Origin of the sequence: Paenibacillus dendritiformis, from assembly GCF_945605565.1 — a bacterium.
Lineage (GTDB): Bacteria > Bacillota > Bacilli > Paenibacillales > Paenibacillaceae > Paenibacillus_B > Paenibacillus_B dendritiformis_A.
On record NZ_OX216966.1, the window covers coordinates 5,120,971 to 5,142,993 of the forward strand.

Genomic DNA, 22,023 nt, shown 5'->3' on the forward strand with positions numbered 1-22,023 from the left:
GCTCGATCGGCCCCGTACCGTTCAGGCTTGCTTCAATGCCCGCATTCATGCATACGGTGGCATACCGGGCACCGTTCTCCCTGACATGCACTCTCCAGCAGCACGGCCTGCTCAATTAGCTTCTTCAGATCCCGGACGGCCATCGGCCGCGTGTACTGCTCGTCGTCGTCCAGCAGGCAGGCAATCTCCAGCAGTCCCGTCTTGAGCTGGCTGCAGTGCACCAAGTGATGAATATTCATCTCTCTTCCCCACCTTCTTCATCCATAGTACGCTCTCCGCTTCTGCGTTCTACCTCAAGCTGTATGTGCCACATTCGCTATTCATGAATAGCATTCAACAAATGGTTCTCCGCCGCGCTGTTCACGCCATCCCTCCTCTCTCCGCGGGAACACAACCTTTCCGGGCGCGGCCCTTCCATCCCTTCTGTCCCTTCTAACACTTCTATCCCTACTTATCCCTGCAATGCCCTGCCTCCAAGCCTCTGCGTCGTGCCGGTCTCGGCCGATACAGAAGCATTTATCCGGTGACAGAGAGTGTAAGGGACTTTTCTCCACACGCATGGTATCCAGGGATAGCGCCGCTTGCCAATACTATACCTCAATGGTATGCTGTTTGCAAGTCTTGAATCGCGAAAAAAAATACGGGAAAGGAGGTCAGACTGATGAACATCGGAAAGATATTGAAGGAGCTCCGGGGCAAGCGATCATTGCGGGAGATTGAACGTGAATCCGGAGTCAGCCATACGTATTTGAGCAGTCTGGAAAAAGGACGCGACCCGCGCACGGGCAAGGAGCGCAAGCCGACGCCCGACACGCTGAAGAAGCTGGCTCATGTCTATTCCGTTCCGTACGAGTGGCTTATGAGCGCCGCCGGGTATATGGATGTGGAGGAAGGCCCTTCGGATCCCGGCTACGAGAACGGGGAGCATCCTGCTGCGCAGGCGGACGGCGCTGGCTGGAATTACCGCGCCGGCGGGAACAGGCTTGCGCCCCGCGGCGTGAAGGAGAAAAAGCCGTTCTACGAATTGACCGAGGTGTTGAACGGCAGCGTTCCTGTCCATTATTACGGACAGCCGTTGAGCCGGGAGGATCGGGAGCGCGCTCTTGCCATGCTGGAGGTGCTGTTCCCCGGCCAGCGCCCCGCTTCCGATGCGCCGAGGGAAGAGGATCGCTGACATGCGCCCGCTTGCCCGAATGCAGCAACGGCCCTCCCGCTCAAGCCGGGAAGGGCCGTTTTTTTTAATGAATATTCGCTTTGCTGAAATTGCCGCCCAGCACATCCGATACGGTCTCTATGGCGATGAAAGCCTTCGGATCGATATCCTGCACAATCGCCTTCAGCTTCGCCACTTCCAGACGCGTCAGCACGCAATAGATCATTTGCGTATCCTCGCGCATATAACCGCCTTTGGCGTAGATGAACGTCGTATTGCGGCCAAGCCGGTCAATAATGGCCTGCGATATTTCCTCATACTCCGACGATATGATCGTAGCCGACTTGGATTCGTTCAGGCCTTCGACGACGATATCGATCATCTTGAAGGCAATATAGTACGTGAAGATGGAGTACATGGCCGAATCCCATCCGAACACGAAGCCGGCGACGATGAAAATAAACACGTTAATGATCATGATTAACTGGCCGACGGGAACGTTGATTTTTTTGGATACCAGGATCGAGACAATCTCCGTTCCATCCAGCGAGCCGCCGAAGCGGATGACGAGACCGACGCCCGCTCCGAGCATAATGCCGCCGAACATAACGGCGAGCAGCTTCTCGTTCGTGAATGCATTCACATCATGAAGAAATGCGGTCGTCAGCGACATGACGGCGATGCCGTACAGGGTGGAAAAGGCGAATGTCTTGCCGATCTGCTTATACCCAAGCATCAGAAACGGCACGTTGAGCAGGAACAGGAACAACCCGAGCTTCAGTGAAGTTGTCTTGGATAAAATAATCGATATCCCCGCTATTCCCCCGTCGATAATGCTGTTCGGCACCAGGAACAATTCCAGGGCTACGCCCATCAAGACAGCGCCTATCGTAATAAATACAACTCGTTTGATAAGGTCCAGCAGTTTTGTTTTCTTATGAGTGCGAGCCATAAATCTCCTCCAAACTATAGAAGTAATCGGTATATCATCCCCAACCGGAGAATGGCCATTCCAGGATGGGTATACGCGCAATGCCAATAGGCCGGTCTCGTTGCCATTCATGCGGAATCGGCAGCCGCCCTTTATTGCCCGCCTTTAAACACGAGCGCTTTTGCCGCCAGCTTCTCGCTTAGACGGACCAGCTGCTTCAGTTCGTCCTCTTCCAGCAAGGACAAGTAGGCAGTCAGCGTCAGCCTCGATCTGTCCTGCGCCTGCCGCAGCAGATGGAGGCCGGCTTCGGTAATCGAGACGAGCACAACCCGCCGATCGGACTTATCAGGGTAGCGGTCGACCAGCCCGCTGTCGAGCAGCCGATCGATCATTACGGTAACCGCGCTTGAAGTCACGCCTAATTGTTCGGCAAGCATGGACACCTTGCCCGGTCCCCGCCGCTCAATGACGTTGAGCAGCGAGTACTGCCCAATCGTCAGCCCCAACTCCTTCACGTTCGTCATGTCATGCCATAGCGTGCGTGCCAATACCGTCATCGCCTGTTCATAGCGATCCACCCACAATGACATGCGCTCCATCGTTCCACTCCTTCCTGCGGCATCGAGATTATTAAAAGATTCATTAATTAAACAGTCAATTAATTAAATGATTTAATTATTATATAAGCAAAAAAAAGGAAGAGTCAAGTAGGTCTATTTTCCTAATTAAGGGATTTCACTTCAATTATTTTACATAAAACGACATATTTTTAGAGTGATATCTAATGATATATCGAATTTTGTCGATAAATATGGTAACCTCATTTGCTCTGGCATGATCCCTTGCAAATAAATGAGGTTTAACCATTTTAAAAACAACCATTTTCCAAAGACAGGGAGGATGAAACTCACAAACAGGACCATAACATAGGTTTATAGTCACAAAACAAGCATCAAATCCAATTTGGGTGGAAAAGGGCGGAGTTCAACATGAATACGAAATTTCAATTTCGGTTCCGGCATGTAAAAACGGCAATTAAAATTTATATTTTGGTTGGGATTGGCTTGTTGTTATTAGGGATCAGCACGCTCATGTCCTATAGTTCCATTCGTGAAATCAATCAAAGCACCGAGGTTATTTTTAACCACAATCTTACATCCATAATCTGGCTGAAACAAATTCAGGTGAATAATCGCTCAACGGATTCCGCTATCTTCGAGCTCATGGCCAATAATGATGCGGAGGGCAATAAACGTCTGAAAGAAGCCATTGAACGTTTTCAAAAGGATAACAAACGATTACTCGAAAACTATGCTGCTATCCTCATTCATGAAGAAGAAAAAACGTTATTCGACAAGTACGGCAAGTTATTGCCGTCCTATCAGCAGCAGCTCAACGATGTGGTTGGTCTGGCCGTGCAAAATAAAAATGCAGAAGCCTACGATTACTATAATAATCAGGCGAGAGGGACACGTGCGGAGCTTCAAAACCTGCTCACGGAACTGGTTGAATGGAATCAGAACCTGGCGCAGCAGGAAGCGGATACGGCGACGGCATTGGGAAAAAACGCCACAACGAACAGCTTGCTGATTGGCGGACTGTCCCTGCTAATAAGCATCGCGATCGGACTGTTCATCATTAAAGCCATTGTCAATCCGCTCAAGGAGATGCAGCTGTTGATGAATAAAGCGCAGCAAGGCGATCTTACGGTCCGGGGTACATATGATTCGAAGGACGAAGTCGGAAAGGTCATGCAAGATTTCAATCAAATGATAGACGGCCTGTCCGCGATTATGAGAACGGTAAACAAGCAGGCCCAGGTTCTGTACGAAAGCTCGAGTCTCGTCGCCGATAACGCCAAAGAGACCGCCGCCGCCACCGAACAAATCGCAGCTTCCATGGAGCAAGTCGCTGCCGGTTCCAAAAACCAGCAGGCGGCGTCCAAGGAAAACGCAATCGCGCTCGAGGAGATGGCCAAAGGCATCGAGGTGATTGTGGACAGAGCAACCAGCGTAACGGAATTGTCCAGTTACTCATCCGAACAGGCGGAGCAGGGCAACGCGATTTTGAATGAGGCGGTCAGCCAAATGAAGGCCATTCATGATTCGGTAAAGATGACGGGGGCCGCCATTGGGCATCTGAATGAATCCTCCGAGCAAATCGGGAAGATCATTGATGTTATCACCAACATCGCCAGCCAGACCAATCTGCTTGCCTTGAACGCGTCCATCGAAGCGGCCAGGGCGGGAGAAAGCGGCAGAGGATTCACCGTGGTCGCGATGGAGGTGCGCAAATTAGCGGAACAGTCAGAGGATTCCGCGAAGCAAATCGCAAGCTTAATCGAAGAAATTCAGGGCAGCATGCAGCAGACGACAAAATCAATGGAGCTTGTGCAGAAGGACGTCTTATCCGGTATGGAAATCGTGGACAAGGCGGGTCAGACGTTCGAGACCATTTTGGACACGGTCCAAAAAGTCACCTTCGAAATGCAGGAAACGTCCGCTTCTACCGAAGAAATGTCGGCGGGGACGGAAGAAATCTCGGCTTCCGTTGAGGAAATGGCCTCGATCGCAGCAGAAGCATCCCAGACGGTGCAAACGGTCGTGTCGGCATCCGAAACACAGCTTGCTTCCGTTCAAACGATTTCCGCTTCCACGGAGCAGTTGAGGGTGCTCTCCGAGGAATTGCAGGCTATCGTCAAGCAGTTCAAATTATAAAAGCTTCCCGTATCCGTTGAAAGAAAATCAGCTAATACCTTGTCAATAGGCACTTTAGAATAAGAGAGATCTCTTGTATACTGTATTTAGCATGCCAAATAAACCTCCAGGTATTGGAGGTTTATGGTATAAACTTGTCTAGAAAGTGAAGGATTGCCTTTTTTCTAACATGGCGTAGATGTGATGCAATAACTTGTTCGCGCAAGGCGATCACGGCTACTTCATGGGGCTTTCCCTCGCTTTTTTTCTTGTCATAATACGCTCTAAGACGTATGTCTTAGCTTTTCGTAATCCGCACGCGACCCCTTAATAGGCAGTTCTTCTCAGCCTCTTGGAACCACGCTTTGTCATTTTATTTTCGCTAGCTGTGAACTTTCCAGAACTCAAAACACTTGGATCTAGCCCCGCCATCGCAACAAACCCTTTTGGAGTATGAATAACGGTTTCCGCTCCTCCGACAAGTCGATTTCGTTTAAGAAACACGGCACACCTGACTTACCTTTGGCCACATCGATCGATTCCAACAACAGGCTTCATTCGTCCTCCTTATGGTCATTGATTTGCCGGTCATTCCCACAAGGGTTCCAACTTCTCCCGGCTACCGCCATCATAAAACGACCAAAAAACAAGGCCAACCAGAAAACTCTGGATGACCTAATAACGAAGGGGGTGTCCCCAAAGTAGTAAATAGCTACAGTGAGACAGCCTTCCTGATTCTCAACGCTCGACTTGCCGAAAAACTGCAAATATGCAGCTTTCCTTTATGACGTGTACTCCGTTACAGGGTATCCTGCAAAACGGCATCAATTTCAGACTATTGAATAGATAAAAGACAAAAATCGATGAAAATAATGTACTATTCAGGCTGTTGGAAAACCCCTGTTTTTTTCGGAGGGGTGATTACCTAATCGAAACTTGGCATTCAGAGCGTCATCGCCTTCTGTAGACATCATAATCTCCTGGGGTTTTAACGTGTGGAGGGAATTGCTGCTATTTTACAGGAATTTCGGCTCAATGAGTCCACATTTCGAGGAATTGCTGCACAGCTACATCATTTTAGGCCCTTTTGAGCTAAGTTGAAGAGAAACGGGTGAAATTGCTGCAGTTTTACAGGATTCCCATTCTGGTGAAGTCGTCCCTACAGAATTGCTGTATTTGTGCAGGATTTTGCCTACTGAATCAACGTGTCTTGAGAAACCGTGCAGTTTTGAGGACTTCGCCTATCGGATAGACATTTCATTGTGCAGTTTTCAGGCACTCGATCAGATAAAATTTTTCTACCGAGAGACAAGTCCTGATGAAGTGCCCAAAAATCCTCTGGACTTTCTAAACAGCCTGACTATTGCAGGAATTTCATCAAATAGCGGCTTAAATATCGCAAATTGCTGCATTGACGCAGGATTTCGCTGCCCCCTCCACCATTTGCCGCTTTGCCCGCCGCCGTTTATCCCGCCTCCGCATTCGCTGTTGACCCGTCGACCCCAACCGCCGACCCCGGTCAATTTGCACTACCTATGAGACTTATGGGACAGCCCCATTGTTGTGCGGGGCATATGCTCCCCTGCCGCGCTAGAACCGGAACGAAGCATATCTCCACTGGTTCTCCAGCGCAATCCAAATATCATCGGTCTCGGCCCCCGCATACCAGTAGGCGAAGCCGGCGATATCACGGTTCGCCGCCATCGCATATTTCGCGGCGAGGGAACGGCTGTCCTCCGCCCAGACCAGATGCCGAACGCCGCTTGTCGTGAAATCCGCCACATACTGAGCCGTACTGCTGTCCCATCTTGTCTTGCGTGAGCGAAGCAGCTCCCCTTGTTCGATTAAGGTCAAATCGCGGGATGATAGCTTCTCCCCCTGCACGATCCACTCTCTCGTATAGAAGGGAAGCGCCGCAATAACCTTGTCGGAAGGAACCGACAGCAGCAGCTTATCCAACGCACGCTGCACCCACGGCAGCGACGATACGGAACCGGCCGTCGGAGCGCCCCCCCAATGCTCGTCATATCCCATCAGCACGATGTAATCCGCCGCCTCTCCCAAGGCGGCATAATCGAAGGCTTCGGTCCAGTCCGTCCCCAGATCCGGAGACACGTCGACTGACAGCACGGCCTGCAGCCGATGCAGCTCGCCAGTCAGCTCGGTGACGAAGGCGGTGAGCGCTTCCCGGTCCTTCGGATACACATTTTCAAAATCGAGATTCAAGCCATCGAGCCCATACTGCTTCACATAGCCCGTTAGCTTCGATATGACGGCGTTCTTCCGTGCCGGATCAGTGAGCACTTGATGCGTCAGATCCGCATCGAACCGATTGCCCACCATTGCCCATACCTGCTTGCCATTCTGCTTCGCCCAATGGATGAGCGTCATGTCGGTATGATCAGAGACCGTCTGGGATGAATCAAGAAAATACCATCTTGGCGTCAATGTATTGACAGGCGAAGAAGCAACTTGCGCTATGTATTGCTGCGTCGTCAACTCATGCTGCCATCCCATCTCGATGCGCTGCGGCGCAGCCGCGTCCAACGCGTTCGACCAATCCGGCTGCTGAAGGGCGCGATGCAATACGACAGCCGTTTCTTGGCGGGTCATTGGATCGTTCGGGCGGAACTTGCCTCCATCTCCGTTCATCAGATTCTGCTGCTGCATCATGCTGACATACGGAACCGCCCATTCCGCGATGAGGGACGCGTCCTCGTAAGACAGCCAGCCGGCAGCCGGCTCCTTCGGTTGCTTGAACGCCCGCATGATGATAGCTGCCGCTTCTTGACGGGTTACCGGCCGCTTGGGCTCAAAGGAACGCTCTCCCGTTCCATCCACCAGCTGGAGCAGCGTTCCCGCTTGCACCGCACCGTAGTACCATGCCTTGCGCGGCACGTCATCGAATGCGGGAATATCGCTGGCCACGGGCTGTACCTTGAGCAGACGATTCACCATCGAGATGAACTCGGACCGCGTCACCGGTTTCTCCGGCTCATAGGTCCGGTTGCCGAAGCCGTTCACAATGCCTTTGTTATAGAGGGCGACAATATCGTCCTGGCCATAGAGGCCCTCGATGTCATCGAAGGGCAGCGGGGCGCTCTTCGATTCTCCCCATGCCAAGCTTCCTGTAATGAACATGGCGGCTGCAGCCGCCAAAATAACGAATTTGCGTCGAAAGCTCAATTCGGATATCCTTCCTTCACTAGAGATGATAGATTACGCTCATCCTCATCCTAGCAAAAAAGAGAAAATCCGTAGATGCTTAAATATTGGTATTATGAACTCAACTTTCGCAGCCTAAAATTGGGAAACAAACCTTGATGTAGTTGGGCAAAGCCAAAATCCATTGCTGGAATTGACGCTGAATCAGAGTCGAAGGCTTTTTACCTACTTTCGTGGCAACTTCGTTGATTAGATCGAGCAGTTGTTGCAAGGCGACTTCCCAATCTAAAGTCCCCACTTCATCACACAACAAATAAAATAAGCCACCAAACGAGCGAGCGTCTGTGCTTGCTTTGCCGGTGCTGCCATGGGAGCAGGATGTAACGTGAGAACACAATAGGTGTATGACTAATGAGCAAATCTAAGAACGTCCTTGAAACTCTTTTTGCAAGCGAAGTAGTGATGTGGTGAATTTGAAGAAGACCTCGATGTCCCAGTGGACCGCGTAAATACGGATCACTTCTTCCACGGTGAGTGTAAGATATGTTGTTAGAAGCGCCAACCATTCATTCCTAATTGTACGCTTGTCGATTTTCTCGTTCATTCCGTTGATTTGTCCGTTACGTGAACTGAGCAATGCGAAATCGAGCGGCAAGAAGTTGTGTCCATCCGACCAGCCGATTGTCAGCAAACGAAAACCTTTGTAGAAGGCTCCTGTCGCATGATCCTTGAATCGGGCAAGCATTTCCACGACGTTACTTCGGTTACGCTCGAACATAAATCGTCAATGATGAAGGCGGAAACCCGGTCCGTGGAGGTGAGTGCATTTACTTTATTCAACGTGGTGATGCTGAGAGTGCTCAGAAAGCGACGCCACGCAAAGCCAGCATAATTAAGAAAACGATAAACGGCGTCCTTTCCGGGAAAAGACTCGGCTTTGTTGCTCTCGAGCATACGAAACCAGTTCTTATGGTGAAACAGGAGCCGATTAACAGAGCGCAACTGAAGCCAAATCGACCTTCAATTCTTGAAATGCGGGCTTTAACTCTTTTAGCAGGTGATTTAGGTTGCTTTGCTATCATGATGAAAGACACCGTCAACTCATATGCCAACAGCTGAAGCGTGCCGCTGGACGACAGAAGCAGTTCGGAACACACAAAAACAACAGTCCCAGTGCAGGAGTTTTGCATTCATTGCTAAGAGCATGGTGCGATCATCAATCCCGATATAACCCTTGAAGAAATGATCGACATCTGTGTTCCATTCATGGTAGAGGATGGGATCGAGGAAGAAGCTACTCGCAACATGATGTGGCATTTCTGCCGAACTTGAAGCGTTAGAGCTCCGCTCGTGGCGAAGATGCAGATGATCCCCGGTCGACCAAGATTGTAGAGTTGGATGCCATAAAGCTGGTCGGAATTGCGACGCGAACAACGAATGCATGTGAAATGAGCGGCATAGTGGAATTGGTGCATTGTAGGGGTCAATTCTGGTTAAAGCAGATTATACTTGCACGCTTCCCTCAATAGCCTGGAACGATATATGGCTGCTACAGCGACTATGAGAATGGAGCTATGGGCGAGTATATGATGCTAATCGGCGCTCCGATCGATCCGAGTGCTGAAATTCCGGTAGGAGTAGATTCCATTGAAATAGCGCCGTAAAAAAAATTCAGGTTTATTTCTTTTTTGCTTTCCAAAAGATAATAAATATTATGCTAAAAAAGAAAATGCAGGCCAAAACTAGTTCTAATAGACTGATTTCCTTATTAATTATATACCTAAATAAAAATAGCCCTCCACATAGCACAACACCAGTAATACAAAAGTGTAAAAGATTATCAATCTTTCTCAATTTGCAACACCTCGCTACATTTTATCATAAAAAGAATGGTTCATTCCTTAAAATTTATAATATACTATGTCAATCGTCTGTGAAAATGTCACTTGTGTGATCAGAGATCAGCATTTACAGGTAACCTCTGCATAGCTATTATGTTGTGAATACATTACACCTTAGAACGAACTGCTTTTTGTAGTACGCCTGGATTTAGTCGTATAATACGTGGATTTCCACGGATGATTCTGGACAGGTTTGCGTGGCGACGTAGAACTCGCTTTTTTTGTTGTCTTGCGTTCGGATTTTTCTGTCGCTTTCAAATCCACTGCCTGATCTTAGTACCACAATAAAACTTCTCCGGTTAGCGTCTCCCTTACCTTCAACTGTCAACTTCGTGTTCAATCGGAAAGGCTTCAATCCGTACTCTCGAAAGAAGAAGTTGTGCAATTAACGAAACTGGTAGGATATAACGAGACAGCCCGCAAGTTCTCTGTCTATACCTTGCTACAATACTGGACACAAGCGGCTTTTGAACAATGGGATGTTTTTCGAGACGGGGCTGATCGTACTGTTACCTCCGGACTAACCCATGCCGACTATTCACCATGTTTACAGATAGCCTTTATTCAGACTAAAATGGGACAACTGTAATATTGAGGTTGTACTTCCTTTGAATCAGGTGCTTTTGATGTAAGTGAGGCATACTTTCCCCTACCCCAACGAGGGCTTGCGGATTTCCATATTATTTTGTGGAACCGATTCATTCCAATAGGGCTACTCTTGTCTCGATTCGCTTCCAGGCATACCGGTTCGCGAAGTCTTTCGATAGCTTTAGCTGATCTGTCGGCTGTGCCGGATTATGGTTGCAGCTCAGTGAAAGAAATCCAATCGAAATCGGGCAATCGTATACCCTTGATGAATCGGTTCGCAGCAATCCCGTTTGAAACGTCCGTATAGGTTATACGTGAGAAGTTTAATCAAAAGGTCGATTTCGTTGCCTTTAAAATCGCTTGTCGCAATCCGGTCGATGGAAAATCTACACTTGACTTCCTTGATGTAGTTTTCCATAAGCACCGTTGGTTGTAAAACCGCCAAAGATCAATCGGCTCCCAATCTAGGTTGGTAACGATCGCTTCATATTGCTAATCCGTATCGAGTAGCAGGCAAGCTTGATCATTTTGAAGCACCTGAACTTTACGGACAATGGCAACACGACGGGACTTCTTCCATGAGGTTACTTTGTACCATAGCATAATGCCTTCGATGACCATCCTCATCCACGAATCGTTTCCAGTAACGGCATGCTGCTACTTCGGCATCCAAACATTTCGTCCATTTCAGCTATACCGTTTCTACCGTGGAATCCAAATCAAGGATGAGGGTCGACGGCAAATAGGGCAAAATGATCTAATGGTTGATCTTTCGTAACTTCTGATGATTGGTCGGACATGTCTTGCTAAGGCGGATCAATTCCTTGTAAAGCAGGGAATGGTGCGGACAACGTCCACCTAGAAAGCTTTTGACAAGCGAGTCCTGCCGCAGCCTGCGAAAATGAAAGGGCCGTTCGCAGCCGAGAATCCAGCCGATGATGAGATATAGTAGGATACGGTACACAGGATACAGGGAATTTCCGGCCTTGGAGTAGGATAAATTCTCAACACATTAGTTAGTTTGATTTTTTCGAGAGAGTCCATAAAGATTTTTCTGCCGTCCATGCTCGTTGCATGTTGAAGTGAAAATTCGGTCTTGATTTTTGATCATAGATGTGAAGGTGCTCCTTTCTTTGTGGGTGATGTTGATGATAAACACCATTCTACCAAAGATTTGAGCATCTTTTCATTTTTCAGAGAGAGTCGCTTTCGAAATTTAGGTTCAACTTTTTCGAAGAGAGCTAAGACTGTTCATATCGAGTTATTCAAAAGGTTATTTCATCTTGTACTTCAAAAGTGCAATCGGCAGACTTGACGTTAATTGAAGCTTCCTAAAGAATTATTGCTTATTGATTCAACAACCATTACGGTCGGCAAGACTCGTTTGCCTTGAGCTCCATTCCATGGAGAACGAGCAGAGGTGAAGCTTCATGTTGCCTTCGACCCTGCTTGTAGCCAGCCACAGTACGTGGTAGAGACCATTGCCATCCGCCATGACGGACCCGTTGGCGAAAAACTTGCGGATTCGGCCTATATTCTCGTTCAAGATCGCGCGTACGGAAAAATCAAACGATAAGACGCAAGGTCAATCCTTTGTTTTTCGATTGAAAGAAAATGTTCAAATCGTGTCTTCTCATTCTTTGCGCCGCCAGAAAATAGAAGGGGCTTTTCTGTGACGAAAGATATCACTTGTTTACTTGGCCCCCCAATATCGTTCTCAAGAGCGGCATAGAGTCGTTATGTTATGGCCATGAAATTCGGGTAGTTACGGATTTAAGAACGATCTCTTCAGAATAGGTCGCAGAGATCTATAAAAAATGCTGGCAGATCGAGCTTTTCTTTCGGGGATTAAGCAGCATCTGAATTTGCCCACTTTATTTGGTACAACGGAAAACGCAGTATATGGACAGCTTTATTCGGCCTTAATTGTTTACGTGCTATTGAAATTCTTCTATGTAATTATTTTCTACCCCATGGTGACATTATCACAGAAGAACAATAAAATCTCATAATATACTATTGACTAATAATATATGTATATTATAATAAATTATGGGTATACAAATATTTCCACAAGTCTCCATTCTAGAGGGAGGTGAGAATCTGTTCGAATCTAATATATAGAAATACTAATATATCCAACACTTACGAAGGTAGCATCAAGAATTTTGTGTAAATGAAAATATCCTCTCTTGTAGAAGATAGAGTTAGGGCCTCAAAAGCTGGTCTACCGGATTGCTCGTCTTCTGCATAGTACAACGATTTAAAGTCTTCGAAAATACTTAACTCGATCAGTTACACGTACTTCATGAGCAATGTTACGTGCCACATGTACGCAGCTTGATTAATTATTTCACCTTTACTTAATTGCTGCCACATCACCCTTTGATCCATCGGATATAAACAACAAAACTTCTTCTGCACCACTCTCTTTCACGTCCAGCAACAGCTCCTGTCATACGTAAGCCGATTCGGTTGGACAAAATGGTATACGTTAATACTTCTTTAGAGCCATCTTTACGAATGCCAACTGCAATATACACAGCCTCTTTGGAGACCGTTTCACTCTTAACCGCAATATATGTCACGTCAATGTTTAGACGGAAACATAACGCTTAGCTAGCGTTCGTTTCGCAAAGGCTTCGACTTGCTCGATGATCGTGCCCTGGTCATATTCGATACCATCTGTAGAGTATAATGATTACCATTTTTCGATGAGGTCAGCAATCTTTGTCATCGTTACGCCTTTTTGAAACATGTGAATGAACAAGGATGATCGCCATACTCAACATGAAGTGTTAACAACAAACAATTAAATTATGGAAGGATGATACTATGTCACAATCATTAAAAAAAATGAATTTCTTTGTTTTAGTTACTTTTATTGCATTTGTTATGTTGTCCGCTTTTACAGGTGTAAAAGCAAACGCATATGAAAATTCATCTCAATCTTGCGGTTGTTCCAATAAGAAAGAAGATATTACACCAGATGAGGCTAGAGCAATATTAGAAGCTGACGGTGTTGAGATAATTGACAATGTATCTAAAGACGACAAAGAAAGGGTCAATTCTATAATCGATACTTATCTTAATAACTATCAGCAATCACTAAAAGAGTATTCATTTGTTGATTATGAGCAAATTCCATCCAGTGATGTTTATATTAAATTTCAGAATGTTGAAATGAATGGCGTTTTATACCCTGAAGTTGTTTCTAAATACACTGTTTTTAAAGATTCATCTAACAACCTAATTACGCAGTCGTCATGGATTGATTTGGAAAAAAATAATGTTCTTGAATTAGGTATGGCTCTAATAGACAAAGATCAAAAAGTATTTCAAATTTTAGTTGTTGATAATCACTCAAAGGCTACTGCTGAAGAAGGAAAAATAGTTCCTTTTGAAAAAGATTGGTCTTTGTTTGGACAAAAATTCGCGTGTAGTATGACTGGCTTAGTTGCATGCGGAGTTTACTGTACGGTTTGGGGACTTGTTAATCCAGCTGCAGGTGTAACTTGTGATATTATTTGTGGCGCTGCTTTTGCAATAGCATGCTTTTAAGATTTTAGATCAATTTTGATTACTATCCTAGTGGAAACCGTGCATGGAAAGACTTTAGCCAAGCCACCAATAGTGAGTCTTGGACGAAAGGGAGCAATTCGGTCCGTTAAGCTGTCGCCGCTCACTTCCAATGACGGAAGATGGGCGGCGATTTCTTATGTACGGTGATGGTGGATAGGTTGCTTTGCCATCATGATGAAAGACACCTCTTCTGTCTGGTAGTGATTGTTTGACACTCTCACTTTATCAAACGAAGCGGTGTTTTTCTCTTTTTCAAGAAGTAAATTAATCTCGTAGAAGTCCTACGACGATAAGCTTTCAAGGCAATTTCTGTTCTGCGAAAGTTGAATTATGAAGAAGTAAGTAATTGATTGCGCAGCAGCGACATCTGCCGATCCATCTGGAAGGATGATTGCGCCAGTGCCTTCAACTGTTCTTTCGCTTCGTCGGGGATTTCTCCCCCTTGGTATTTGTAATTGAGCTTATGCTCCGTCGCCGCCCAGAAATCCATGGATGACGTCCGCAGCTGAATCTCCGCCGGAATCCACAATACGCCTTCCGACAAAATCACCTGTGTCTGAACGACCAAATGCAAGCTCATGTACCCGCTTGGCTTCGGGTGTTGGATATAGTCTTTGATCTGAATAACGCGAATGTCCTCCCGTTGTTCAATATGCTCCTTCATCATGTAGACGTCATCGATGAACGTCGTCACGATGCGAAGGCCGGCGATATCCCGAATCTGCTCCTGCACGATCTGCTGGTTGAACGGGATGTTTTTGCGTTCCATCTTTTTGATCAGAGACAGCGGATCTTTAATTCTCCCTTTGATATGCTCGATGGGAGAATATCCGTGCCTCGTCTTCCATTCCAAATCAATAATCTGGAAATCGCTTTTCAGCTCATTCAGCGCCATTTGATACTGGCGGAAAAACCCGCCCCAATGCTTCTGCAGTGCTTCCAGTATTTCAAATCGTCCAATCATCATGTTCATGCTGGTTCCTCCATTGCTGTTAACCCTATGTCATTCAGCTTACGCTACACGGATTCAATTTTCAAATAGCTCAAAAAGCTCGCTCAGCCGGAACCTTGCGAAAGAAAAAACCGCCCTGGAAGGCGGTTGAAGTGTATGAGGTCAAAGGATGGTGAAATTGACTCCATAGAAGGACAAAGCTAATTTTTGTGCCACGCGTTGGGATGACAGATTCTCTTCCAACGTGCTGTATAACGGGAACGCGTCCATCTTCCGCACGGCCCGTGCCCAGCCGGCAACCACGGCGCCGGCATAACCCCTTCCACGATAGGTATCCAAGGTCTCCAGCCCCGCTTCATGAGCTCCGGGTGCAATGCGAACGCTGCGGCAGATCGAGACGGCCCTGTTGTCGCGCACGAGCGCAATGCAGGGCTGTGCGTAATTTATTTCCGTGGTCAGCCATTCGAAACTGCCGTGCAGCAATTCGGTGCTATTTTCTCGCGTGATGCGGACGACCTCCATTGCCGGCGCGGCGTCAGGAACCAGATAACAAGGCCCCATCGTGAAGCGTTCACTGTGAAGGAGGCTCATATAAGCCTCCATATGTCGCGGCTTCGTCTGGACATCCCGGATGTGCGGCTCGTCGGCGCATAATTCCTTCAGCTGCGCGACAAGCTTCTCCGGGACATCATGCCGACACCGGCAGAGAGCCGAACCGTCAATCGTCCGTCCCAGGAAAAATCGAGGCGCAGGGGGCTCGCCGGGCCAGGGCTCGTTGATCGTGAGAAGCCGCATGTTCCGGTCATGCGTAAACATCGCCTCAGCATGCAATTCCATCAACTCCTGGGGGGCAGGCTTGATTTTTGCCTGATCATTCAAGCTTCCATCCCTCCGATCCGTTACAATGAACGAGTTTCGTACTGTGATCCGCTTCAATCATATCAAAATGATCCAAACATTACATAGCAATTCTTGCTCTCCGAACGACAAAGCCATAAAAAACAAGCGGACCCCCGAAGTCTGATCGCTTCCCCCAGCAGCTCCCCTAACGAAAAGTGACGGTATACCCGTTCACACAGTGATTCGGAAAGCATCACTCACACCGACATCGAGGGATACCCCATTTCAACCACTACTTTTGATTAATTCATCCCAATCAATCGCGCAGCCGTTTCGAATCGAGCTCCTCGACATGCTCAAGGTAAAAACAGGTCAATTAAAGACCATGAGTCCATAATTGACCTGGGGTTTAAAATAATCGTATTATCTTTATCATTCATTAGAACTCTGGCGTAAAAGCCACTCTTTGGCATCCTGTTCATAAAGAAGTAATGGATTTTCGGGAGTACCAATATTAATACTTTGTATAAAGGCCTCGTTCAGACCTTTAATACCGCTTAGCTGGGCTCCTTGAAATAGAACCCCTTCGAAGGTTGATAGACTTACATCTGCATTTTGAAAATCTGCTTCACGGAAATCTGCTACATCAAACAAGGCTCCAACTAGTGTTGTATTTCTTAAATCTGCTTTATAAAACACCGTTTCAATGCAATCACTTTTCGCAAATCTTGCGTTTTGAGCATTCACATTGGTAAGATTCGCATACGATAAGTTCGCTTTATAAAAATCCGCATATTGCACATTAGCTGAAATAAATGTTGAAGAGCAGACAATGGACGATGACATATCTTTATTCTTTAGATCCATACCGTCAAATATACAATCCGTCACATAGGCTTGATCTAGAGAAAACTTTGACAGATCAACCTCACGAAAATCGATTTCATCGGCTCGCAATTTATTGCCCCGTTTTCCGAGCGTATCAATCGATAGTTGATGCGCCTTTAGTTGGTTGATAATTTCATTAGGGTGCACTCTGTCTTCCCCTCTCTACGGATACCAAATCATTCTGTCCCACATTCCAGCTTCTTGTATAGCCTTCTTGAACTGATCCGCATGGTCAGGAGTCATATTACGGGTATCTAGGATTACATTGTGAGACTTGTTTAGCTCTTTATTGATTGCCTTCATTCCATTACGAACGGTAAAAGCTCCTTTGTGGGGAGATGTATGGCCATTCGGATAAGATTCAAAACTTTTTACGTTCCACTTTATACCCGTTGTTATGTCAATGAATTCCGCTCCGCCATTGGCCTGCGGATCGCGAATAATTTCCCCGAGCTTCCCTTGTCTTTCTACATCCAATCCAATGTCTCGTTCCTTCATCCCTTGCTCTCTAATTCTCCCTCCATGGAACGGAGCACCGGCCAATTCATCTAGCTCTTTCTGAGTTCTTCCCCCTGTATATTTTACGCCTTCGGTTCGAACGGCTCTTCCAGATGGATAAGTCTGTTCCCATGCTTTCATTCTTGATGACATTTGCAATTGCTTGTTGGCTTGTGGGAGAGGATCGTCATGACCCGGTACATGGCTGCCGTGGCTAGTTGCCAATTGTGGTGCAAGACGGGCATGATCCATGCTTTTTTTTAAATTGTTTATTTGTCCATTCAGGTATTCACCCAGATTATCATATGCATTTTGGACTGCCTGCCGTGAGCCTGTCAACGCCATGTTCAAACCAATGGTACCCACTGCGCATCTTGCTGCATTAATCCAGTCGCCTTCTTGAGCGTATTGTTCTGCAGCTTGAACATGTAGCGCATGCAGTCCATAGTTTGTGCCTTTGGCAGCCTTAGCTGCTTTTGGAATAATAGATGTTGCTTTTTTGGCTAACTGGACGCCCTTGATCATCGGACCTGCCAACGGAAGCGCGGCTGCACAGCATAGAGCTCCGTCTGCGTAGCTGCTCCTTGCCATAGACATGGCTCCATTGATAAGACTGGCCGGACTCCCGATCACAGGGATTAACCCTAAAATATTTAACCCCAGCTGCACAGAATCCAGTAACCAATTTGATGATTTTGTTTCTTTTTCTTTTTTATATTGATTTACCATTTGCTGATATGCCCTGTCAGCCTCGTCATCATCCACGACGACAGGGGCCTTCACGGTTCCATCCACATGAACGGACGAGGCTAACGTATCTGCTTCGCCATCCAGAATGATACTGTTACTGCCACACATCAAATAAATTGCTTCTTGTGCATTAGCCGTTATCTTGTTCTTTGTCGTTAACTGAATATCCTCATTTGACACTAATGTAATCGTGCTGTGACTATGAATCTTTACTCCATGCTGTTCATGCAATGTGATAAAATTGCTCTCTTTATTGGTAGACAGGGTTAATGCCTTGTTATCGAGTACCATTTCCTTGCCATAAGCGGTCCGAAAATATTTAACCGTTGGATCAGGCAAATTGGTTGAGTCATACTCTTCCTTACGGATTGAACTCTTGACAAATGCCTGTTCCTCATGACCACTAGGGAAGTACAGCTGCACATCATCCCCTATTTCGGGCATGCAGTACCAACCAGTATGACCCTCTGCGGAATAGACAGAAGAGTAGGGGAACCAGCATGTCGTTGTGTCCCGTTCCTGCGGCTTGTCAATGTCAAGATGGATCTTTACATCACTTGCGGATACATCAACAACTGATCCGGTCAGGGAGATACCGGCAATAGATGGATTTATAACTTTTCTCTGGCGCAGTCCATGTTCCGGAGCAATCAAATACTTATAAATCAAGATCCCATCTTTCATACTTACCGAAGATTGAAATATGATTCTCTCTCTATTTTCAAATATTACTCTGTCTCCGATATGAAAATATTGGGGAGATTCCATTTCACAACTTATAAATTCATTGTCGCTTAGATCCCAACTATCGTCGCTTTCCGAAGCTTCGTAATAAGCAGATAGATTCTTTTTTACGTTATAATTTCTACATTCAATCGGAACCGTCTTTTTTCCATCAGGCAGACCTAACCAGAATTTTGGAGAATCCGCACTCGAATCAGGAATAAGACCTGCACCAAGATGAGAAGCCATCCTTTTTAGAAATTGCCAATCTGTTTCATTGTATTGGAGAGTAAAAGCTCCTAACCTGGTGGAATCAGAAACATCACTGATGAAATTTGCTTTCGGATATTTGGCTATAATCGACTCGACAAGTTCTGAATACGACATATCCTCGTTTTGGAAAGATCTGAATTCTCTTTTAATATCCAATTCCGATGTATATGACAACGCTTCAATATAAATAAAATAGATATCCTGGATAGATCGGATAGTGAGGTTGGTAATCATCCCTTGAAAAAGAATCCTCTCCTGATCCCCATCGATCTTTTGCTTGACCTGTATGTAATCTCGATCTGTAGAAGTTGAGATACAATGATCTTTTTCTTCTGGCGCCATAATTCCAGTTAAAGTAAGACTGGCATGTTCATTGATTCTATTATTAATATGTATGTCTGTTATAGAGCGAATATCATATGGTGACACGACTTTAAGGTCAGCATACCCGGCCAGACTTTCTTTCGTCTTCACATTTCCCCCTCCTCGTCACCTTTTTTCGACTTGGCCATTATCGACAAAACTGATAAGACCTTTATGCAAGCATGAGTTCTGTGAAATATGTAATAAGGCCGGGTAATTCTCGACCAGCACATCCTCTTTCCCATAAATCCAGGGCGTCGTCACGATTGGCTTACATGGAACAGGTCTTCCTTCTTTGATAACTTGAGGATTGCCCGGACTGGAACACATGCCAAAAGGCGCGATGTTTTCATTTGGCCTGTAATCCATCACGTTTAACTTCGCCTTATCTTTAATGTATACTCCATGGGAGTAAGAGGCCTTCAATTTGCGCGGCAGGTTGCCGCAGCTGCATTGAATGGTCGCGCCCGCTACCACATAACTCAGCTTCTCTCCGCTTGCGGAAGAGACTTTCACCTCTTTCTTCTTCTCTTTGACCGGCAAATCTCTTATTTCAAACAGTACATCTTTAGGAAGTTGTGATATCGGCATCACCTTATCCTTTGACAGCTTCTTCCTATCTTTACCATGCGCCGAGAAATATTCAAGCAACGTTCGGACATTGATCGAATATAGTTTTTTAGAGTTTTCGATGGTGATTAGTTGAATTTTCTTTCCGTTTCTCCCGCTTATATCTTCTACTCTTATCATTTTCGATTTTTTTCCATCAAAATATATCTCCAGACACAGACTGCTGCCCGCTTTATATACTTTGAATGAGATATCCTTCAGATCATAATCATGAATCTTAAGCACTCCTGCTCCCCGGACACGTTCTCCTTGTGGGAGTATCAATATTCCGCTAGTTCGTATATACTTGTAAGTGTCACTCCCCTCTCCTCCATACAGGTAGCTGGTTCCTGGCCCGCCAATTAAAATATCATTTCCAACGTCCCCATATAGACGATCCGTTCCTGTTCCACCGATCAAGGTGCTCCCTCTTGGAAATGCTCTCAATTCATTATTGCCGTAAGGAACTTGAATTGTCATATGCTTGTCAACATTTACAAACATCCCATGTTTATCGAAATACCAATCAAAGTTCTCCATTTTATGCTTGTCCATAAAAGGTTTTTCTTTAAGTCCGATATTCAGATCAGGAGTAAATTGTTGCGGCATTCTTACCGTCTTGCCCAAGTCGTTTCCAGGTAAATCATGACCTACCATATCGCCGTAGATAACATAATTCCGTGTCTTACTTCCATCAATCACCGTATTCCACGGAAGATGCGGAGCATTAAATGTGACCGCTTCTTTTTGATATTCAGATGAAGCATACTGGGCTAATGCTCCTCCTAGAGAATGTCCAGTAAAGGTCAGATTCTTTATCTCTTTATTGGAGAGTAGACTATGGACAAACGACTTCGCACGTATATGTTGAATGGATAGTGGGCCTGTAAAAAACATATCTACATCTTGAACCACATCAATAGCGCTATAGGTTCCCCGAAAAGCAACGACTGCTTCGCCAGTAAAGTTATAGCTGTCATCTACCCTCCCAAATGCAGTTGCATCAAAACCCTGACCATATACAGCTTCCCCCAGACTGCTTACTTTGAGGACTTTCCATTTGCTATTTGATTCAGGAAGTTCTTCAATATTTTCTTCTACTAAATCATCGTAGGCAAAGGACGATAATTCTTTATACTCTCTATCCGTAACCATAGGAAATTTCCCTTCTATCGCTGAATATATTTTCTAATATCGTTTGAATCGCGAATCAATTTCAAGTCTTCCGGTAAAAGCTTAATACTCATCAAGCTCTTTTCCCTATTTTTCCTAATATAATTTTTCATTTCCTCCGCTCCTGAAATTGCTGCTTTGTTGCTATTGGTTTCATTAAGAAAATGAAATTCTATCGTATGATACTTCTTTAACCATTCGATTTCATTTAATTTATGCACCAATTCGTATACATTATTTAATTGTTGTTTTTTTATAAAGTGGTTCTCGTCCGAAAAAATAACGATTTGAGTGTAATAGTCAAAATGTAGACTCGTTTTTTTAATATAATCATCTCTGGGAATTCCAGATGTACCAAACCCAACCTCACTAAAGTGCTTCATTTCCGTATGGAACAATACATTCGACCCCAAAACCTTCTTGATTATCGGTTCGAGTTGATGATTTACATATCCCCCCCATAATATGTTGGCTAAATTTTCCCCTTCTACTCCCCACCTCATAAACTCTATTTTTCCACCTGTATCCGTCGGTATGTTAACATAAACTTTTACCTGTTCGTGTCCAACCGGATGAAGGATAATTTTATAGAAAGAACGATTTTCGTTTGGCCGATACGTAATCTTTTCCGCTTTAAAATGCATTCCAAAGCCCTCTGCCAGCCGTTGTTCTGCTACTTTTTTCAACTCTCCATGATCGAAGGGACCTTTGACGAAGAAGCGATAGTATCCTAGTGCCCCGGTGAATACGATGAGGAACGCAAGGAAATATTTGAACCTCTTTTTATTCCACATTCCAAGCCTCCCGCTTAAAAGAAATTAATTCTATAGTCCTTTTCATAAGAATTCTGTAAAAAAGTTATGTTTAGTAAACTATGTATTGTCAACCATGTTTACCCCTGGAATCTTTGACCCAACAGGCGTCGCTCTTATTTCATA

The 22,023-nt window shown here is 45.7% G+C and carries 14 protein-coding genes and 4 pseudogenes; 4 read left to right on the forward strand and 14 right to left on the reverse strand.

The window, feature by feature from the left end; all coding sequences use genetic code 11:
• Window positions 1-32: 32 nt before the first annotated feature.
• Complete coding sequence (locus NNL35_RS22875; protein WP_006674931.1) at window positions 33-239, reverse strand: hypothetical protein; 207 nt, start codon at window positions 237-239, stop codon at window positions 33-35.
• 422 nt (window positions 240-661) lie between these two features.
• Here NNL35_RS22875 and NNL35_RS22880 point away from each other — a divergent pair, with 422 nt between their 5' ends.
• The gene (locus tag NNL35_RS22880; RefSeq protein ID WP_006674932.1) at window positions 662-1,174 is read left to right on the forward strand and encodes a helix-turn-helix domain-containing protein; all 513 of its coding nucleotides are present in this window, start codon (window positions 662-664) and stop codon (window positions 1,172-1,174) included.
• Between the two features lie 64 nt (window positions 1,175-1,238).
• Here NNL35_RS22880 and NNL35_RS22885 read toward each other — a convergent pair whose 3' ends face one another.
• Together NNL35_RS22885 and NNL35_RS22890 are read right to left on the reverse strand one after the other, a co-directional pair.
• Entirely contained in the window at window positions 1,239-2,105 is an 867-nt protein-coding gene (locus NNL35_RS22885; protein ID WP_006674933.1) for a YitT family protein, read from the reverse strand.
• 131 nt (window positions 2,106-2,236) lie between these two features.
• Window positions 2,237-2,683 carry a MarR family winged helix-turn-helix transcriptional regulator gene (locus tag NNL35_RS22890; RefSeq protein ID WP_006674934.1) on the reverse strand — a complete coding sequence of 149 codons (447 nt, stop codon included), beginning with the start codon at window positions 2,681-2,683 and terminating at the stop codon, window positions 2,237-2,239.
• 390 nt (window positions 2,684-3,073) lie between these two features.
• Here NNL35_RS22890 and NNL35_RS22895 point away from each other — a divergent pair, with 390 nt between their 5' ends.
• Entirely contained in the window at window positions 3,074-4,801 is a 1,728-nt protein-coding gene (locus NNL35_RS22895; RefSeq protein ID WP_006674935.1) for a methyl-accepting chemotaxis protein, read from the forward strand.
• Window positions 4,802-4,939: 138 nt separating this feature from the next.
• Here NNL35_RS22895 and NNL35_RS30830 read toward each other — a convergent pair.
• The 3 genes and pseudogenes from NNL35_RS30830 to NNL35_RS30735 all read right to left on the reverse strand — a co-directional run bounded on the left by NNL35_RS30830 (window position 4,940) and on the right by NNL35_RS30735 (window position 9,002).
• Window positions 4,940-5,284, reverse strand: a pseudogene (locus NNL35_RS30830) (transposase).
• A gap of 1,086 nt (window positions 5,285-6,370) precedes the next feature.
• Window positions 6,371-7,966: an S-layer homology domain-containing protein gene (locus NNL35_RS22905; protein ID WP_006678085.1), complete on the reverse strand. Its 1,596-nt coding sequence runs from the start codon at window positions 7,964-7,966 to the stop codon at window positions 6,371-6,373.
• Window positions 7,967-8,066: 100 nt separating this feature from the next.
• A pseudogene (locus NNL35_RS30735) lies at window positions 8,067-9,002 on the reverse strand (hypothetical protein).
• 185 nt (window positions 9,003-9,187) lie between these two features.
• On the opposite strand from NNL35_RS30735, the gene NNL35_RS30740 reads away from it, so the two are divergent.
• Entirely contained in the window at window positions 9,188-9,277 is a 90-nt protein-coding gene (locus NNL35_RS30740) for a hypothetical protein (RefSeq protein ID WP_138985653.1), read from the forward strand.
• A gap of 1,267 nt (window positions 9,278-10,544) precedes the next feature.
• On the opposite strand, the pseudogene NNL35_RS30745 reads toward NNL35_RS30740, so the two are convergent.
• Window positions 10,545-11,535 (reverse strand): annotated as a pseudogene (locus NNL35_RS30745) (transposase).
• Between the two features lie 1,113 nt (window positions 11,536-12,648).
• Window positions 12,649-13,207: pseudogene (locus tag NNL35_RS22920) on the reverse strand (transposase); the annotation flags it as partial.
• Between the two features lie 62 nt (window positions 13,208-13,269).
• Between NNL35_RS22920 and NNL35_RS22925 the strand changes: the two are divergent.
• Complete coding sequence (locus tag NNL35_RS22925) at window positions 13,270-13,995, forward strand: putative immunity/bacteriocin fusion bifunctional protein (RefSeq protein WP_006678081.1); 726 nt, start codon at window positions 13,270-13,272, stop codon at window positions 13,993-13,995.
• 349 nt (window positions 13,996-14,344) lie between these two features.
• Here the strand turns inward: NNL35_RS22925 and NNL35_RS22930 are convergent, their stop codons facing one another.
• From NNL35_RS22930 to NNL35_RS22960, 6 genes are all read right to left on the reverse strand, one after another.
• Entirely contained in the window at window positions 14,345-14,989 is a 645-nt protein-coding gene (locus NNL35_RS22930; protein WP_006678080.1) for a GTP pyrophosphokinase, read from the reverse strand.
• A 141-nt stretch (window positions 14,990-15,130) separates the two neighbouring features.
• A complete protein-coding gene (gene aac(2')-IIb / locus NNL35_RS22935; protein WP_006678079.1) occupies window positions 15,131-15,847 on the reverse strand; it encodes a kasugamycin N-acetyltransferase AAC(2')-IIb in 717 nt (238 codons plus the stop codon).
• Between the two features lie 393 nt (window positions 15,848-16,240).
• Window positions 16,241-16,843, reverse strand: a complete 603-nt coding sequence (locus tag NNL35_RS22940) for a pentapeptide repeat-containing protein (protein ID WP_006678078.1) — start codon at window positions 16,841-16,843, stop codon at window positions 16,241-16,243.
• A gap of 15 nt (window positions 16,844-16,858) precedes the next feature.
• Window positions 16,859-19,414 carry a phage baseplate assembly protein V gene (locus NNL35_RS22945; RefSeq protein WP_006678077.1) on the reverse strand — a complete coding sequence of 852 codons (2,556 nt, stop codon included), beginning with the start codon at window positions 19,412-19,414 and terminating at the stop codon, window positions 16,859-16,861.
• Window positions 19,415-19,429: 15 nt separating this feature from the next.
• Window positions 19,430-21,067 carry a PAAR-like protein gene (locus NNL35_RS30455; protein WP_006678076.1) on the reverse strand — a complete coding sequence of 546 codons (1,638 nt, stop codon included), beginning with the start codon at window positions 21,065-21,067 and terminating at the stop codon, window positions 19,430-19,432.
• A gap of 14 nt (window positions 21,068-21,081) precedes the next feature.
• Window positions 21,082-21,879 carry a hypothetical protein gene (locus NNL35_RS22960; protein ID WP_006678075.1) on the reverse strand — a complete coding sequence of 266 codons (798 nt, stop codon included), beginning with the start codon at window positions 21,877-21,879 and terminating at the stop codon, window positions 21,082-21,084.
• Window positions 21,880-22,023: the final 144 nt, after the last annotated feature.